General features: G+C 45.4%; 18 protein-coding genes. 12 read left to right on the top strand and 6 right to left on the bottom strand.

From position 1 onward, the window contains the following. Positions 1–92: 92 nt before the first annotated feature. Positions 93–1,076 (bottom strand): aldo/keto reductase, encoded by a 984-nt coding sequence (locus tag GM612_RS11615; protein ID WP_246147759.1) that lies wholly within the window; start codon positions 1,074–1,076, stop codon positions 93–95. Between the two features lie 198 nt (positions 1,077–1,274). Between GM612_RS11615 and GM612_RS11610 the strand changes: the two genes are divergently transcribed. The 10 genes from GM612_RS11610 (at position 1,275) to GM612_RS11565 (ending at position 10,923) form a co-directional block, all read left to right on the top strand. Further along, complete coding sequence (locus GM612_RS11610; RefSeq protein WP_155432526.1) at positions 1,275–1,982, top strand: AzlC family ABC transporter permease; 708 nt, start codon at positions 1,275–1,277, stop codon at positions 1,980–1,982. Further along, on the top strand, positions 1,969–2,295 hold the full coding sequence (locus GM612_RS11605) for an AzlD domain-containing protein (RefSeq protein WP_155432525.1): 327 nt from the start codon (positions 1,969–1,971) through the stop codon (positions 2,293–2,295). Before GM612_RS11610 ends, GM612_RS11605 begins: the two co-directional genes overlap by 14 nt. Before the next feature lie 157 nt (positions 2,296–2,452). Beyond that, on the top strand, positions 2,453–3,283 hold the full coding sequence (locus GM612_RS11600; RefSeq protein ID WP_246147747.1) for a DUF975 family protein: 831 nt from the start codon (positions 2,453–2,455) through the stop codon (positions 3,281–3,283). A 297-nt stretch (positions 3,284–3,580) separates the two neighbouring features. After that, the gene (locus GM612_RS11595) at positions 3,581–4,804 is read left to right on the top strand and encodes an MFS transporter (RefSeq protein ID WP_155432524.1); all 1,224 of its coding nucleotides are present in this window, start codon (positions 3,581–3,583) and stop codon (positions 4,802–4,804) included. 97 nt (positions 4,805–4,901) lie between these two features. Then, positions 4,902–5,444 (top strand): TetR/AcrR family transcriptional regulator, encoded by a 543-nt coding sequence (locus tag GM612_RS11590; RefSeq protein WP_155432523.1) that lies wholly within the window; start codon positions 4,902–4,904, stop codon positions 5,442–5,444. 267 nt (positions 5,445–5,711) lie between these two features. Further along, positions 5,712–6,359 carry a deoxyribose-phosphate aldolase gene (deoC, locus tag GM612_RS11585; RefSeq protein WP_155432522.1) on the top strand — a complete coding sequence of 216 codons (648 nt, stop codon included), beginning with the start codon at positions 5,712–5,714 and terminating at the stop codon, positions 6,357–6,359. 17 nt (positions 6,360–6,376) lie between these two features. After that, positions 6,377–7,567: a phosphopentomutase gene (locus tag GM612_RS11580; RefSeq protein WP_155432521.1), complete on the top strand. Its 1,191-nt coding sequence runs from the start codon at positions 6,377–6,379 to the stop codon at positions 7,565–7,567. Positions 7,568–7,578: 11 nt separating this feature from the next. Beyond that, complete coding sequence (gene deoD / locus GM612_RS11575) at positions 7,579–8,286, top strand: purine-nucleoside phosphorylase (protein ID WP_155432520.1); 708 nt, start codon at positions 7,579–7,581, stop codon at positions 8,284–8,286. 363 nt (positions 8,287–8,649) lie between these two features. Continuing rightward, positions 8,650–9,603 carry a DNA-binding transcriptional repressor DeoR gene (deoR, locus tag GM612_RS11570; RefSeq protein ID WP_155432519.1) on the top strand — a complete coding sequence of 318 codons (954 nt, stop codon included), beginning with the start codon at positions 8,650–8,652 and terminating at the stop codon, positions 9,601–9,603. A gap of 21 nt (positions 9,604–9,624) precedes the next feature. Next, positions 9,625–10,923 carry a pyrimidine-nucleoside phosphorylase gene (locus GM612_RS11565; protein WP_155432518.1) on the top strand — a complete coding sequence of 433 codons (1,299 nt, stop codon included), beginning with the start codon at positions 9,625–9,627 and terminating at the stop codon, positions 10,921–10,923. 58 nt (positions 10,924–10,981) lie between these two features. On the opposite strand, the gene GM612_RS11560 is transcribed toward GM612_RS11565, so the two are convergent. Beyond that, the gene (locus GM612_RS11560; RefSeq protein WP_155432517.1) at positions 10,982–11,623 is read right to left on the bottom strand and encodes an SDR family oxidoreductase; all 642 of its coding nucleotides are present in this window, start codon (positions 11,621–11,623) and stop codon (positions 10,982–10,984) included. Positions 11,624–11,805: 182 nt separating this feature from the next. Here GM612_RS11560 and fabI point away from each other — a divergent pair, with 182 nt between their 5' ends. After that, entirely contained in the window at positions 11,806–12,564 is a 759-nt protein-coding gene (gene fabI / locus GM612_RS11555; protein WP_155432516.1) for an enoyl-ACP reductase FabI, read from the top strand. A 141-nt stretch (positions 12,565–12,705) separates the two neighbouring features. Here the strand turns inward: fabI and GM612_RS11550 are convergent, their stop codons facing one another. Beyond that, positions 12,706–13,284 (bottom strand): TetR/AcrR family transcriptional regulator, encoded by a 579-nt coding sequence (locus tag GM612_RS11550; RefSeq protein ID WP_155432515.1) that lies wholly within the window; start codon positions 13,282–13,284, stop codon positions 12,706–12,708. Positions 13,285–13,297: 13 nt separating this feature from the next. Beyond that, positions 13,298–14,626: an ABC transporter permease gene (locus tag GM612_RS11545; protein ID WP_155432514.1), complete on the bottom strand. Its 1,329-nt coding sequence runs from the start codon at positions 14,624–14,626 to the stop codon at positions 13,298–13,300. Positions 14,627–15,333: 707 nt separating this feature from the next. Between GM612_RS11545 and GM612_RS11540 the strand changes: the two genes are divergently transcribed. Continuing rightward, positions 15,334–16,188 carry an SPFH domain-containing protein gene (locus GM612_RS11540; protein WP_155432513.1) on the top strand — a complete coding sequence of 285 codons (855 nt, stop codon included), beginning with the start codon at positions 15,334–15,336 and terminating at the stop codon, positions 16,186–16,188. Between the two features lie 101 nt (positions 16,189–16,289). Here GM612_RS11540 and GM612_RS11535 read toward each other — a convergent pair whose 3' ends face one another. Together GM612_RS11535 and GM612_RS11530 are read right to left on the bottom strand one after the other, a co-directional pair. Then, the gene (locus GM612_RS11535; protein WP_155432512.1) at positions 16,290–17,138 is read right to left on the bottom strand and encodes an aldo/keto reductase; all 849 of its coding nucleotides are present in this window, start codon (positions 17,136–17,138) and stop codon (positions 16,290–16,292) included. A gap of 44 nt (positions 17,139–17,182) precedes the next feature. Further along, positions 17,183–17,629: an NUDIX hydrolase gene (locus GM612_RS11530; RefSeq protein WP_155432511.1), complete on the bottom strand. Its 447-nt coding sequence runs from the start codon at positions 17,627–17,629 to the stop codon at positions 17,183–17,185. Positions 17,630–17,642: the final 13 nt, after the last annotated feature.

Below are 17,642 nucleotides of genomic sequence, written 5' to 3'. Positions count from 1 at the left end.
TTCCAAATCGTTGAACTGATTACAAGCTACAAAACGGGTTCGCTATCCCAAGAATGGATAGCGAACCCGCTTTTGTCTGTCTTTATAACGAATTATTTGCGTGACCAATCGATTGTATCTTGTGCTTTCAGTATCTGATCAATTCTGGCTAGCTCCGCCTCTGTGAACTGAAGGTGATCCAATGCCTTAACATTATCCTCTAATTGCTGCGGGCGACTGGCGCCCACTAAGACACAGGCTAATTCCGGTTCTCGCAAGTTCCAAGCTAGAGCCATTTCAGCAAGGGTTTGATCCCGGTTCGCTGCGACTTCATTCAGTGCTTTGACCGTCTTTAAGGTCTGCTCCACCTGTTTTGGTTGCAGGAATGGACTGGTCGATTTGGCCGCTCTCGAGTCGGCTGGGATCCCGTGAAGGTATTTATCCGTCAACAGCCCCTGACATAGTGAGCTGAACCCCACGGCAGCCTTATGAGCCTTCTTTAAGACCGGGAAGAGGTCGGTTTCTACGCCGCGATTGAACATATTATAGCGTGGCTGATGGATCACAAACGGGGTCTTCAGATCCTCAAAGCACTTGATGATCGCTTGCGTTTGGGCACCGTTATAATTTGAAATCCCCACGTAAAGTGCTTTACCTTGGCGCACAAGGGAATCCAGTGCCTGAGCAGTTTCGGACACGTCGGTTTCGGGATCAGGCCGGTGGCTGTAGAAAATATCCACGTAATCGAGCCCCATTCGCTTTAGACTTTGATTGGCGCTGGCAATGATACTCTTACGTGAACCCCAGTTACCGTAAGGACCATCCCACATTTCGTAACCGGCTTTGCTGGCGATCACCATTTCGTCACGGTAGGGTTTCATGTCAGTTGCCATGATCCGGCCAAAATTGTTTTCTGCGCTGCCTGGAACTGGTCCGTAGTTATTGGCTAGGTCAAAGTAGGTAACGCCTAAATCGAAAGCTTTATGGATGATAGCACGTTGATTTTCAAATGGATCCACACTACCAAAGTTGTGCCAGAGACCTAAACCAATTGCTGACAATTTTAAGCCGCTGTTACCAAGCCGATTGTAGACCATAGTGTCATAACGATGAGAATCTGCTTTATACACTTTAAGATACCTCCTAATCAATTGAGTAATCGGTTTCATTATACGCATTATTAACCGTAAAATAAACGTGTGCTCACAAAGTCAAGCCATTGATAAACGTGTGTTGACACCGGTTTATTCAAACCGTATTATTGACCTATCCATTTAAATGAGAGGATGATGAGAATGACGGGTGATTTAGACGCCAAATCGGCGTTACGTGAGACGTTACCGACCGTATTTGGTTACATCGGTATCGCCGTTGCCTTTGGTATCACAGCCAAGGCAAACGGTTTAAGTATCATCGAAATTACGCTTTTATCTTTACTTACATATGCCGGTTCAGTTGAATTTGTTATCGTCAGTTTGCTAGCGATGCACGCAGGCATCTGGTCGATTCTGCTGTCCGTTTTTCTGGTGAATGCCAGAGTGATTCTTATGAGTACCGTGGTCGCACCCTATCTGTCGGATGAAACCATGGCTAAGAATATTTGGATTGGGACGCTGCTGACGGACGAAACGTTTGCCCTCAGTATGAATAAGCTGAATTATACTGGCCGTAAACTGAATTTTACCTGGTTCAACGTTTCCAATTTAGCTGCCTATGCGACTTGGGTGGTTTCCTCGGCCCTGGGAGGTATCCTGGGCAACCTGATCAATAATCCCGAGCGGTATGGCATTGGCTTTGCGCTGGTTGCCATGTTTATTGGGCTGCTTTATTTGCAGGTGATCGCTGATCGAACCATTAAGCTTAATTTGCAGTTAACAGTGATTGGAGCCGTTGTGATCATGATGTATCTGGGGATGACTGTTATTCCCAAAAATGGGTTACTGCTGATCGTGACCCTTTTAGGTTGCAGTATTGGGGTGGTGTTGAAGCATGGCATTAAATAGCTACGTTTTATTAGTGATCGTTTCGACGTGTCTAGTGACTTGGGCCTCTCGTGTCATTCCGTTTATCCTGCTGAAACGGTTCAAACTGTCAAAACTGGTGGTCAGCTTTTTGGGCTTCGTTCCCATCTGCATCATGACGGCCCTGTGGATGCAAAGCCTGTTTGTACAACATCTAGGACAGTTACCAGACTTAAACGTGCCCAACGTTTTAGCCAGTATCCCCACCTTACTGAGTGCGGTGTTAACTAAAAATTTGCTGGTGATCGTGATCGTTGGGGTAGTTTCCCTAGGCGTCCTTAACCTAATCCTTTAAGAATTAATTAAACTTTGAGTATAAGTACGGTTAGTTGATTAAGTTAATCAAGTTTTGGACTGCCTTAAATTGACACCCAATTGTGAATTTAGTACACTTTTACTGGGGTTATGCTAGGGGATTTAGCGCATTGCTACCAACGAGAGGAGAATTTACGATGGAAGAAACGATGGGTTCTAGGCGCAAGAAGATGAAGGCTGATGCCAGGGGGTTAATGGATAATCACTTTCGATTTTATTTGCTATTATTCTTGCCGATTTTTATTTTGATGCTCGCAACTGGGTTCGCTCAGTTTGTTGACACAACGAATGCGCCAGCACTGCAGTACCTGGATCTGTTAAGCTTATTGTCATCACTGTTAATGATTGGTGTGAGTTTCGTGCTCATTGATCTGCAACGTGGGGTCACTGATTACAGCAGTCCAGTTAGTAAGTCCTTTACCGTGTTCAACAAGGGCAGTTACTTCTTAGGCACGATTGCATTAGCCATTCTGATTTTTATCTTCACTTTTCTATGGTCCCTATTGTTGTTCGTACCAGGAATCATTAAGGGTTTAGCTTATTCACAGGCTTACTATATTTATCGTGATCACATTGACCAAGGCAACCCGATCGGCTTTTTAGAGGCCATCACACAGAGTCGCCAACTCATGGACGGTCATAAATGGGAATATTTTGTGTTGCAGTTGAGCTTTATTGGCTGGGCAATTGCCTGCGTTGTGATTATCCCGATTCTTTGGGTGTTGCCTTATCAGCATCAGACTTTCGCTAATTTTTACGTTCAGTTGTTAGCTGATCAAGCTAACGCACAGGATGGTGGCAATGATGAGGGGCCGGTCGTGGTCAATCCTGGTAACTCGCAAGCACCGGCAGCAAGTCAAGCCGCAGCGCCAAGTTCAGAGGCGTCAAGTGCACCATCGAGTTCTGACCAACCAACGGAGACTTTCCGGCCAGATTCAAGTACACCAAATGATTCGAACAAGCGGTAAAAAGCAGCAGCTAATCTTTGAGGCTGTCATAAAGCCACAAAGGTTAAAAAGGTGATTGTTGCTTTAATGGCGAATCAATCTTAATTTCCAATTATCGCAAAACCGTCATCTAAAAGACACGTGCACAATAACTCAGATTTCAGCATGGTAGCAGCCAAAAAGGAGATTTCCAAGTAGAGGGAATCTCCTTTTTGGGTGCTATCCTTTTGAATTTAAACGATCTTTTTATACTCTTCTTTTTTAAATTCTAGTGATAAAATGATTCTGTAACTTTAAATACATATTGAGGATGATTTGATGGTTAAACACACAAAAATGCCGCAGTGGCAACGGAATCTATATGCCCTGTGGGTAGGTAACTTTATTACTGGTGCGGGTGCCAGTATGAGCTTGCCTTTTTTACCATTGTTTATTAGTGAAATGGGCAATTTCCCTAAGTGGGAACTGACCCTCTATGCTGGGCTAGCATTTTCGGGAACCTTTTTGAGCCAGGCCATTGTTTCGCCATTTTGGGGGAAGCTAGCGGATAGGACTGGTCGAAAACCAATGCTGATGCGCGCAGCGGTTGGGATGACGATCACCGCCACATTAACCGGCTTTTCGCCTAACGTGTGGGTGTTGATCGCATTAAGGGTGATTCAAGGCGGCTTTTCTGGCTATGTTAATAACGCGTACGCACTGATTGCTAGTGAAGTACCCATGGAAAAGAGTGGTCAGACAATGGGCACTTTAACCACAGGTAACGTGACTGGTACGCTGATTGGTCCCATTATTGGCGGCTACATTGCGGGGATCTTTGGGTATCGGATCCCGTTCTTCATGTTCGGGGGATTAATGTTTCTCGCGTCAATTACCACCCTGTTCTTCGTCAAGGAAGACTTCAAGCCGTTAACGAATGCTAAAAGCGAACAACAAAGCCCGTTTGCTGGCATTAAGCACGTACGCGTGGTTTGGGCAATGATTCTTTCATCGATGCTGATTCAAGCGGCGACCACTTCAATCAACCCGATCATCAGTCTGTTCGTGAAGGAGCTGATGCATAATCGCGGCAACGTTGCCATGGCTAGTGGGGTGATTGCCGCTTTACCTGGGATTGCAACGCTATTAGCAGCACCGCAGTTAGGCGCATTAGGAGACCGAATCGGGCCACGCAAAGTGTTAATTGCGGGATTGATTTTCTGTGCGGCGATGTTTGTGCCCATGTTCTTTGTCACGTCCGTGGTCATGCTCGGCGTCTTCCGGTTTCTGGTTGGCATTTCAGACGCGGCTTTGCTGCCGATCACTCAAGCAGTCATGACGTTAGCCACGCCTCAAGAATCCATTAGTCGCATCTTTTCCTATAATCAGTCAGCTCAAGCAATCGGTTCAGTTGTGGGACCAATGTTGGCATCTGGCGTAGCCGGTATTTTAGACTACCGTTACGTATTTCTTATGACAACCGGTCTAGTCCTAATCAACCTGGCAATGGTGGTCTGGGCTTACAGGGCTGATTATAAAACGGTTAAGGTCGGTAAGAAATAAGCCAGATTACTTGATTATCGCAAATGGAATGAGTACAATTCTCTTAGAATTAAATTTATAATATTTGTAAATAAATGAGAGAATTGGAGTTTTAATTATGGGCAAAGCGCAAGAGAGAACCCGGCGCCAAATATTGAGTGCCTTTTTAGACCTGTTAGTGGCGAAGCCGTATGACATGATCAGCGTTTCGGAAATCTCTGAGGCCAGCTACATTACCCGGAGCACTTTCTACCGTTATTTTCCAGATAAGAAGACCCTTTTGATGGCTGAAATTGAAGACACAGTACAAAAAACCACTCCTGACAAACCGTTATTGACACAGTTTTCAGAGTACGTTGAGGCCTATTGGCCTCTGTTACGACACTTAGCACCGACGCGCCAAAGTCGGTCTGACCTACACGAGATCTTAAACCAGATGCTCTGGGAACTGATCCATCACCGCGTCGTCGAAGATGCCGAGGGTGACCCAGTCATCGATATGATTCGGCGCTCCAAGAACAAGGGCATCATGATCAGCGCCATTGAAGGGATGCTGATGGGTATCCTGGAGCACTTTATCGCCGAAAGAACCGAGAAGATCAATAAGCGTTCCTTTGAGAATACCATGAAAGAAATCAGCACGTTGTTTGATACTAAATAAACAGTATTTTAGGATCCGTATACTTTTGGGAGTATACGGATTTTTTGGTTGCAAAGTGGGATTCTTGATGATGAATTTATAAAATAATACATTTTTATTAAACTGTTTCGAGTTGAATTAATTAGAATTAAAATAATTAAGCACAAATTAAATAATGCACAATCTTTACCTAATTTCAGCAGATATATTTACGTTTGTTCACCACTATGATATGATGTAAACAGTTACAAATCCAAACTGAATTTCAACGACAAAGGAGTATTTACCATGAAACTAGCTAAGTATATTGACCATACCATTTTGAACGCAGACGCCACTGAGACGGACGTTGAAAAAGTTATCAACGAGGCCATCAAGTACGACTTTGCGTCGGTCTGCATTAACCCGTACTGGGTCAAGAAGACCCATGCGGCATTGAGGGACTCTGACGTCAACACCTGTACCGTGATTGGTTTTCCTCTGGGGGCCACTTCGACTGCCAGCAAGGTATTCGAAGCTCAACAGGCCATCAAAGACGGTGCTGACGAGCTTGATATGGTGATCAATGTTGGTGAGCTCAAAGCCAAGCATGATGACGCGGTCGTGGCAGACATTAAGGCGCTGGCGGATGCGATTCATGCGGAGGGTAAACTGCTTAAAGTCATCATTGAAACTTCGCTGTTAAATAATGAAGAAAAAGTTCGTGCCTGCGAGTTAGCTGAAAAAGCAGGGGCTGATTATGTGAAGACCTCAACTGGTTTTTCAACTGCTGGAGCCAAGGTTGAAGACGTTGCTCTGATGCGTAAGACGGTTGGTGACCGGCTCGGTGTGAAAGCTTCTGGCGGTGTGCATTCCAAAGCGGAAGCCGAGGCAATGATTGCAGCTGGGGCATCACGGATCGGCGCCAGTGCAAGCGTGAAGATCGTTACGGAATAGTCAGGAGGTAGATGAACATGGCTTTTAAGCGTGTATTTGGCATCGTCATCGACTCCGTTGGTATCGGTGAAGCGAGTGACGCGAATAAATTTGACGACGTTGGTGCTGACACCCTTGGACACATCGGTGAATTCTACAAGGGTAAGTTGAGTCTGCCCAACATGGAGAAATTGGGGCTCTCAAACATTCGGCCTGATAATCCGATCGAGGGCGTGGCGGTGGTTGATCAACCAATTGGCTACTTCGGTAAAATGCATGAAATTTCTGTCGGTAAAGATAGTATGGATGGTCACTGGGAAATGATGGGGCTGCCGGTAACGGAACCGCTGGGCTTCTTCCCGCACGGTTTTCCGGCTGAACTGATTGAGAAAATTGAACAGTTCAGTGGTCGGCACGTGATCGTCAATAAACCATACTCAGGAACAGACGTGATTCACGATTACGGCGAACACCAGATGGCAACTGGTGACTTGATCGTCTATACCTCTGGAGATTCCGTTTTGCAGATTGCGGCACATGAAGACGTTATCCCACTAGAAGAACTTTACAAGATCTGTGAGTATGCCCGCTCAATCACGATCGATAAGCCGTACAGAATTGGTCGGATTATTGCGCGGCCATACGTGGGTCCTGACAAGGATCATTTCACGCGGACTTCAAACCGGCATGATTTTGCTTTAGAGCCCACTGGTGAGACTGATTTAGACCGCTTGAAGGCGGCTGGTTTGGACGTATTAGCCGTGGGTAAGATCAACGATATCTTCTCGGGTCACGGTATTACTGAAGGGGTGCATACCACAAGCAATGAAGACGGTATGAACCATACGATTGCTAATGCTCAAAAGGATTTTAAAGGCTTCAGCTTTACGAATTTAGTTGATTTTGACGCCATGTACGGCCACCGGCGTAATCCGGAGGGCTATGGTCAAGCGTTAATGGCTTTTGACAAGCAACTGGGCGATTTATTGGCGATCCTGCAAGACGATGACCTGCTGATCATTACGGCAGACCACGGCAATGACCCCGGGTTCCGTGGTACGGACCACACCCGCGAATACGTGCCGTTGCTCGTTTATTCACCAAGCTTTGAAGTTGGCGAATCGTTGGGTATCCGGCGAACTTATGGTGATTTTGGTGCAACGGTCCTAGATAACTTTAACGTTAGTGGTAACACGGTCGGCACGTCGTTTTTGAGTGAGCTGAAATAGGAGGAAAAGCAATGAGTACACACATTGGCGCCAAAATGGGCGATATTGCAGAAACGGTTTTGATGCCTGGTGATCCACTGCGGGCAAAGTATGTTGCGGACAATTTTTTAGAAGATGTGGTGCAGTATAATAGTGTTCGAAATGCATTTGGCTACACCGGCACTTACAAGGGCCACCGGGTCTCCGTACAGGGTACGGGGATGGGGATCCCGTCGATTTCTATCTATACCAATGAACTGATTCGATTCTTTGGTGTGAAGCATCTGATGCGAATTGGTAGCATTGGGGGGTTCGGTGAGTCCGTAAAGATTCGAGATATTTTGATTGCATCGTCGGCAAGTACGGATTCGGCGATTATTCAAAATACGTTTAAGGCGGGAGTGATCTACGCGCCAACGGCAGATTTTGAGATGCTGATGAAGGCGTATCAGGCGGCGCAGGAGGCTGGCGTGTCGGTGAAGGTGGGTAACATCTTCAGTGCGGACCGGTTCTATAATGATGAAATTGATTATCAGCAATTAATTGATTATGGCGTGCTGGGAACGGAAATGGAGACGGCGGCATTGTATATGTTGGCGGCGAAGTATGGGGTACAGGCGTTGTCGATTAATACGGTGAGTGATAATTTAACGACGGGAGAGGCGTTATCGGCGGAGGAGCGGCAAAGTTCGTTCGCGGAGATGATGACGGTAGCCTTGGAAACGGCGGTTAAGTTATAGAGTGCGCAACAAGGCGGTTAAGGGGCGGCGTGGAAGGTCACTCTGGCAAAAATCCCGGGTTTGGATTTATGCCAGAGTGACCTTCCACATAGCCCCTTGCCTTGAGGAGCACGTTTCGGCAAGGCTGCCAGAGTGTGGAACAAGGCGGTTAAAAACCGGCGTATAAGGCGACTTTAACGGAAATTCCGGGTTTGGATTTCGGTTAAAGTTGACTTATACATAGATTTTTGCCTTGAGGAGCACGTTTCGACTAGGTTGCCACCCCAAGTCACACCTCTCAGCAATAAAAAATAAAACGAACCACAAAAGCAACACAATCACAACAAATTAAACTGGATTTAAAAAAGTTAGGGCTGAGCAAACATGGACAAATCCTCAAAGGACAAAAGAATTAGCGACAGTATCAGGGTCGCGCGGCTGTACTACGAATCGAAGTTGGGTCAAGCAGAAATTGCTAAGAAACTGTCGATTTCCAGGCCAACCGTGTCGCGCTTGCTGCAGTTTGCACAGGATGAGGGCTACGTTCAGATTAAAGTTATCGATCCGTTTGCTAGCGTGACAAACCTCGAAAAAGCCTTGCGTGACCGTTTCGGGCTGCAGGAGGCGCACGTGGTGTACACCAGTACCCACGACTATCAACAACTGATTGAATCGTTGGGTAAATACACGGCGGACTACCTGACAAACACGGTCAAGGATCATGACATCATTGGTGTTAGCTGGGGCAAAACGATGAACCAGGTGGCCGTTCACATGGGTGACCAAAAGGCGCAAGACGTGAAAATCGTTGAACTTAAGGGCAGTATGACCTATACGCCAACACCGGTTTTTGCCGAGGATATCTTAATGAAATTTGGTCAGGTATACCATACTTCGCCGAGTATCATGCCACTACCAGTGATTTTTGAAACGCAAACAACTCACGATATCGTAATGCAGGACCGCCACATTGAAAAACTGATTGACCTTGGTAAGCGGGCAAACATTGCTATCTATACCGTGGGAACAGTCCACGATGATGCTTTGTTGTTCCAAACTGGGTATTTTTCCAAAACCGAACAAGCTGAGATTCAAACTAAAGCGATTGGCGACATTTGCTCACGGTTTTACGACCGGCAGGGTAAAGTGGCCGTTCCCGCCATTAACGCGCGAACCGTGGGAATCCAGCTTGATGATCTAAAGAATAAACCCAAATCGATTTTAGTTGCAGGCGGCGAGCGCAAATTTGAAGCCATTCAGGGCGCCTTGTCAGGTGGCTACACCAATTGCCTGATCACTGATATCGATACCGCACACATGTTATTGGACGACCTATAGACACGTCAGGAGGAAAACACTATGCGAATGGTTGATATTATTGACCACAAACGAAATGGTAGCGCTTTATCCAACGAGGAGATCAAGTTCTTTGTGGATGGGGTGGTAGATGGCAGCATTCCAGATTACCAGACCAGCGCGCTGTTGATGGCGATTTATTTTAGAGGCATGGCAGATGGCGAGCAGGCCGAGCTGGCCATGCAGATGCTCAAGTCTGGGGACCAACTGGACCTGTCAGATATTCCCGGAATCAAAGTGGATAAGCATTCAACGGGTGGTGTCGGTGACAAGACGAGCTTGCCGTTAGCTCCCATGATTGCAGCTTTGGGAATTCCTATTCCAATGATTTCTGGCCGCGGTTTGGGCCATACTGGCGGGACTCTCGACAAGCTGGAAGCCATTCCAGGATTTAACGTTGAACTAACCGAAGAGCAGTTTAAGCAGCAGGTAAAAGACATCAAGTTGGCCATTGTCGGGGCTACGGGCAATATTGCTCCGGCTGACAAAAAAATCTACGCTTTGCGAGACGTCACCGATACCGTGGATTCAATTCCATTGATTGCGGGCTCAATCATGAGTAAAAAGATTGCTTCCGGCACGGATGCTTTGGTGCTGGATGTTAAGACCGGCTCCGGTGCATTTATGAAGACCGAAGACCAAGCTCGTGACTTAGCGAAGGCATTGGTATCAATTGGTAAAAGTGCCGGTATGAACTGCATGGCGTTGATCTCAGATATGAATCAACCACTGGGAAATATGATTGGTAATGCGCTAGAAATTCAAGAAACGATCGATATTTTGAAGGGGCAGGGGCCGGCCGACATCACTGACTTAGTCTTGACCCTGGGCAGCCAAATGGTTGTTCTGGCGGAAAGGGCCGATACTTTAAATGATGCGCGCAAAATGCTGGAAGGCGTTGTTGCTGATGGTTCTGCTCTGGAAAGTTTCCGTCAGATGATCATTGCGCAGGGCGGTAATGGTGACGTGGTGGATGATCCAACCATTATGCCACAGGCGAAATACAAGGTGGACTTGCCAGCTAAAACTAGCGGTGTGGTTGCCAAGATGGCTGCTGATGAAGTGGGCATCGCCAGCATGTTATTAGGCGGTGGCCGGCAGACAAAAGATGATCAGCTGGATTACGCGGTCGGAATTGAGTTGAAGAAAAAGGTCGGCGATGCTGTTAGTAAGGGTGAACCACTGCTGACGATCTACGCTAACCGCGAAGAAATCGATGACATCAAACAGTTACTGTACGATAATATTGAAGTTGCCGATTCTGCTGAGCCACTGACTTTGATTCATGAGATCGTGAAATAAGCAAATAAGAGACAAAAACGCGGTAAAGCTTTCGACTTTACCGTGTTTTTATATTGGATTAATACCAAGAAGGTTTATCACCATCGGTATTCGGCTGGTTAACACCCAGTGAATGGCCAACTGCCATTGAGGGATCATTAATCAGTTTGACAACTAGGTCAGCGATACTCTTTCGAGAAACCTCCGTACCTTTGAAAGGTTCGCCCTTTTCAGTGGTCTCGTAGCTGACGATATCCTTATTGGAAAGCCATGCTGGCCGCACGATGGTGTAGTCGAGGCCGGAAGCTTCAATGACCTTAGCGGCTGCCGTATAAGTCTCAAGGTAACCGCCATCCAACATTTGATGGTTGAATTGACCATATTTACCCGGGACTTCATCGTAGATACCAAGCGTTGAGATCCAAATCAGACGTTTTAAACCGGTTGCTTTCATAGCTGCCACTACCGTCTTCGCCTGTTTCTCGATGTCTTGATTACCCAGGTTGGCATAAACGACATCCTGGCCAGCCATGGCTTTTTCGAGTGCATCTTGGTCAGTTGCATCACCCTCGACGACTTGCTCGCGACTGACATCATTGACGTTTAGCCGTTTTGCGTTGCGCAAAAACAGGGTCAGTTGATGTTGCGTGTCAGACAATAGTTGTGTCTCAGCTAATTTAGCAATTTTGCCATTAGCACCTAATATTAATACTTTACTCATTGTTTCAGCTCCAATCTCATTACGGGTTCAATTATAGCGGGCTGAAAGAAGATGTGAACGGACAAATGCAGGGGGACTGTCCGTTACTTGTATTTGACCAGTAAAATAAGGTAGAATGATATTATTCTTTTTAGTTAATGGCATTATCTATTCGACAAATTTTTTTAAAAGAGGTATCAATTATGAGTGGCATTTTAGATGGTAAAAAAATCGTGATCATGGGCGTAGCTAATAAGCGTAGTTTAGCGTACGGCTGTTTCCAAGCGCTTGAAGCACAGGGCGCTGAAATTATTCTAACGTATCAAAACGACCGCCTGTTGAAAAGCTTGAACCGGTTCATTGACGAGGGTATTTTAAAAGTTAAATGTGACGTGAGCGACCCCGAAAATGTCCATCAGGCCTTCGATGAGATTCACGATAAAGTCGGCAACATCGATGGTATTATTCATGCGATTGCCTACGCTGATCCGGAAGATTTACAGGGTGAAACAACGGATGCTAGTTTGGAAAGTTTTAATAAGGCACAAAGTATCAGTGTTTATTCGTTGATTGCTGCTGCTAAGTATGGCCGAACAATCATGAACGAAGGTGGTTCAATCGTCACCTTAACGTACATGGGTTCTGTTCGTGCTATCCCTAACTACAATATTATGGGAATTGCTAAGGCCGGCTTGGAAGCGGCTGTTCGCTACCTTGCCCGCGACTTGGCTGCACAAAAAGTTCGCGTGAACGCAATTTCTGCCGGTGCTGTTAAGACCCTCGCTGTGACCGGGGTGAAGGATTACAGCAAGCTGATTAAGATGTCGAATGAACGGGCATTTGATGGCATTGGGATCACCACGCGTGAAGTGGGTAATACGGCTGCCTTTTTGCTAAGTGATTTGAGTACGGGAGTCGTTGGTGACACGATCTATGTTGATAAAGGGACCAATCTGATTTAGGTTGGGATTCGAATAAAGGGCAACGTAAATAACAGACACCTTTGAGTTCATGAAGATCTTGAGGGTGTCTGTTATTTTATAGGTCGTTAAGTTTGGCTAGGTATGAACGCTATTTAACCTTTGTTTGAGCTAATAGACAATCTACTGAAGGTGCTCAGCAAAGGTGCGAATGTTTTCTGCTAAAAAAGCCTTCATTGGCACTTGCAGTCTAGCCGTGGGATACGCGTAGGTAAACACCGCGTTACCAAAGTTAAGCAGGATGAAGTTGGTTGCCTCTTCGGTGACATTAGCGGTTGCCCTGATTTCGCCAGCTTCGACCATCTCATTAAAATTAGTCACTACTAAATTTTTAAAACGTTTAGGTAACTGTCTCAAGGCCTGGCCAATTTCAGGGAAGCGGTAGGATTCTCGTAAGCCCAGTAAGAAAACGACTTGATGATTCGCCACAAAATCATGGTAGATCGTCGCCACGCGCATCAGATCTTGAACGATGTCACCAGTGAATTCAAATGATTGACCGATTTGTTCGATATCTCGTGAATAAGTGTTCACAAGTTGTTCTAGAATGCTGTGCTTATCTTTGAAATGGCGGAAGATTGTGCTTTCATTGACACCCGCTTCACTCGCGATTCTTTTGGTGGTGGTGCCTTGATAACCAAGCTTTAAAACCAGTTTCGAAAAGGCCTTTATAATTTTCTCATCAGTTTGCTGTGTCGCCATTCAAGACACTCCCTTAGCTTAAGTCTTCAAAGTGTAACATTGGTTGCTGCTTACGGAATGTTACAACTACTAAGTTAATCAGAAAAATGACGCCAGTCAAGATAATTAAATCGATCCAGAGTGAATTTGTTCCAGCACCACCGTACATCACGTTAAAATCGGCAACGATACCGTAGTACATTGGCATCACACTGTGAATCCCTTTAAAGAAACTATTCATAGTCAATAATGGGATCATCCCGGCACCGGCGACCACTTGGAGCATAGTGATAAAGATGTTAACAGCAGTGCCCATCTGACCTAAAAGTAACACTAAGATCGAATTTAAGTTATAAGCTGCGAAAACGGCTAAGGCATGGGTGACAAAGAGTCCGGTAAATTTAGAACTACTCAGCCCCATCATCGCTAGAAATCCCCAGGTATCAATTGCACCACCAATCAGTGCCAGTAGTACCATGGCAAATTCCAAATTTATAAAGGCTTTAAAGCGGCCAATTTTAGGGGCAAACTTAGCAAAGGTACCATACAAGAGCAGTGTGCCAATCATTGTTCCTAGATACAAAGATAAATTGGCGATAAACGGTGCCAGACTATAATTAAGGCCAGATTTAACTTGGTTGACCCGATGAATTTTTGTTCGCACCGAATTGGCAACCCGTTTAGCCTGGTTTTCAGACTGTTTTACAATCTTCTGTTCTCGTTGTTTAGCTTGTTTGGTCGCCTTTGCACGGGTCTTGGAAACTTTAACTTGTAGCTGGCTGTTCAATTGTTTTTGTTGACTGGCTGGTGCTGCGGCAATCTGTTGCTGAGCTGTCGCTAACTGAGCCTTTTGCTTACTTTGAGCCCGTTGTAAGCTGGTTTTCAACCGCGTTAATTGTGGCTTAGCTAAGGCAACCGTATTTTTTTGTAAAACCACCCCCTGGTTAACTTGGGTGCCAATCGTTGCGGCAGCCGATTTCATTCCTGAGACCAATGAGGTTTGGTTTGATTCGTTAATGTAAAAGTTCAAATTCGTCGTGCGGTTGGCCTTAACATCAGCTGAAAATCCTTTGGGAATGTCTACGATCATATAAGTGTGCCGCTGATTCAACTGCGTCTTGGCGTTGGCCAGGTTACTACCAGTCTTGACGGTCTTAAAAGGTAAGGCCTGTTTGATCTGTTTCGACAAACTCGTGCTAGTATGTCCATCTTGGTTAATCACCGTCACCGGTATCTTATCCATATTTGCCGGCATGGCATGATATCCCGTGAAGTAGATCATAAAAATTAAGAGGCCGTAACCCAAGAGGATCACGAGGCCTAAAATTGGTCCTCGACTCTTTAAAAATTTTCCAAGTTGCATATTGCTCCCACCTTTTTAAAGTTCAGATTTAAACGATGTAAAGCGTAACACGAAGTTTTTATGCATGCAAGTACTTGCTTGCATTTATTTGAACCGTTTTGACTGCTGAGAAGTGGTTGTGCTACGGAATTCGCACTTTGAAGTCATTGGTACTAGCCGAAACTGGCACATTTAACTAGCTTTTTTTTGATGGTCATTATTAATGTTTGTAAAGTTAAAAATTCAGTTTTAGTCTTTGATTTTAGAAAATTTATAATGAGAAAACACCCACGAGTTTTTGCACTTGTGGGTGTTTTTAATTGGCCATATTTTTTATATTACTGAAACGTGCTCAACACGGCAGATAGCTGCATGTAAGGTCGCTCTGACATAATTTTTGGCAGGGAGCGCCTAAAATTCTGCCAGAGTGACCTTACACTCCGCTGTCTAACCGCCTTGTTTCGCACTCTACAAAAAATCCAGCAAAACGGAGAGATTTTGCCGGATGAGGAATCTACCTAATGGTAGTAGAGATTACGCGTGGGGAGGGAGTCACTGCACAACTTTTCAGTTGAAGGGTAGGGGGAGCAGTACCCCACACGCTCACTCTACTCAAATTATAATCTAATCAGCTTTATTTCAAAGAATTTGCACTCAGAAATGCCATTTTTTCAACAAACATGCCGGCATGCTTTATAATGAGGTTAACAGATTGGGGGATATTCATCATGACAGAAAAAAGTGTATTTCACGTAAATGGTTACCTTGGCCTCATCATCGCTATTTTACTTGCTCTTGGTGGTGCTTGGCTCATTTGGATGGCGACTGCCCTCACTATCACGTGTGGCATCATTCTGATTTTAATTGCATTGCTGGCTGCCAGTTCACTGACAATCATTGCGCCGAATGAAGCCAAAGCACTGACCTTCTTTGGTAAGTACATTGGGACGATTCGATCTGCTGGCCTCTTCATGACCGTACCACTAACTAACAAGCAAAGCGTGTCACTGCGGGTGCGAAACTTTAACAGTCAGTTACTGAAGGTCAACGATTTGCGTGGTAATCCGGTCGAGATTGCGGCCGTGATCGTTTTTAAAGTCGTTGATACCAGTAAAGCGCTTTTCGAAGTCGACGATTATGAACAATTCGTTGAAATTCAAAGTGAATCGGCAATCAGACACGTAGCTTCCGAATTCCCTTATGATTCCTTCAATGATACGGAAACGTTGACACTGCGCAGCAATCCAACGGAAGTTTCCGACAAGCTCACCGAAGAATTACAGTCTCGTTTAGAGATCGCGGGTGTTCAAGTTATGGAAACGCGGTTGACTCACTTGGCTTACGCAACCGAAATTGCCAGCGCAATGCTGCAACGTCAACAGTCAGCAGCAATTCTGTCAGCTCGAAAAATCATTGTCGAAGGTGCCGTCTCGATTACAGAAGACGCAATTGCAAAGCTTGAAAAGGATACTGATTTAAAGCTGTCTGACGACCGGAAACTGCAACTGATCAATAACGTCATGGTCACGATTATTTCCGAGCGTGGTACGCAGCCGGTGATCAACACGACGAAGACTGATTAATGGACATAATGCAGTCTTAAAATCTAGGTCGTGACAAACCCCTTGTCATGTTTGTATTGCGATACTCTGTGATTAAAATCAATTTCAACGAAGCTCAACCACTAAAGCACATCCAACGGCAGCTTTTTGGTTGGGGCTGGGAACGCTTTATCTAGCAGGGCTAAATCATCTTTAGTCAACGAAATATCTCCGGCGTGAATATTATCAGCGGCGTGTTTAGCGTTACTGGACTGCGGAATTGCTAAAATTTGTGGCTGCCGAATTACCCAAGCTAGTAAAATTTGATAGATGGAAGCTTGATGTCGTTTTGCGACGGTTTGAATCGTTTTATCCTCGTCAAGATGAGAATCTAAGGAGTCAGGGGCGCCAACGGGACTATAGGCAATAAAGGGCAAATCATGCGCTTTTTGCCAGCCCAGCAAACTATACTCCACACCGCGACTGCTTAAATTATACAGATCTTCATTTGCAGCAGCCTTTGAGCCATTCGGCAGTTGCCAGAGTTCCTTAAGGTCATCAATGTCAAAGTTCGAGATCCCCCAAGCCTTGGTTTTGCCGGCTTGCGTTAACCGTTGCAGTTCATCAACGGTTTCGGACAATGGTACACCACCTCGCCAATGATAAAGGTAGAGATCGACTTCATCTACTCCGAGGCGCTTCAAACTGGCGTCTAAACTCTGTTCCATTTTGGCTTTAGACGCGTTAGAAGGCAGTACTTTGGAAATCAAATAAACCTGGTCGCGAGCAATGTTCTTGATTGCCTTACCAACAAGTGTTTCGGCATTCCCTGAACCATACATTTCAGCGGTATCGATAACTTTTGCGCCAGCGTCTAAACCGGCGTGAATAGCATTAATTTCATCGTTTTCCTTTAATGGATCATCGCCCATATTCCAAGAACCCATTCCAATAGCAGGTACATGCTGCCCTGCAATAGTAACTGTTTGCATAAAATTATCTCCTTAGTTGAGACCTCATTTTTTTTGAACTGTATTTACGCTAACTCACATGCTACTAAAATTTGGTGAGAAAAATCTGTAATTGAGTCTGGGAATTGATTTAAGTCGAAAAAAGCGACCTTTTCAGTTTCGCCAATTTGCGGTACCAGTCCAGTGTCACGCGTAAATCCCTGATAGACCGCAATTACTGCGTCTATTTGGTCGCCATTAGGATATTTAAACTGCATTGAAGGGCCACTAAGAATTGTTTGGAACTTCATGCCCCGCGCGTGGACGCCAGTTTCCTCTAACACTTCTCTAACCGCGGTCTCTTCAAGAGATTCATTTAGTTCTTTTGAGCCCGACGGCAATCCCCACAAGTGGGTGTCACTGCGATAGACAAAAAGAAGCTGCGCGTTTGAGTTATAAATGAGGCCAGCAGCCCCAGTAGAAATGATTGGTGCATGGCCAACAGCGCCACGAAGATTTTGTATGTAACTCATGTTTTTTCTCCTT

The organism is Secundilactobacillus folii (genome assembly GCF_009720675.1).
Lineage (GTDB): Bacteria > Bacillota > Bacilli > Lactobacillales > Lactobacillaceae > Secundilactobacillus > Secundilactobacillus folii.
Note: the sequence above shows the minus strand (reverse complement) of the source record. Positions and strands in the feature narration are given on the sequence as shown.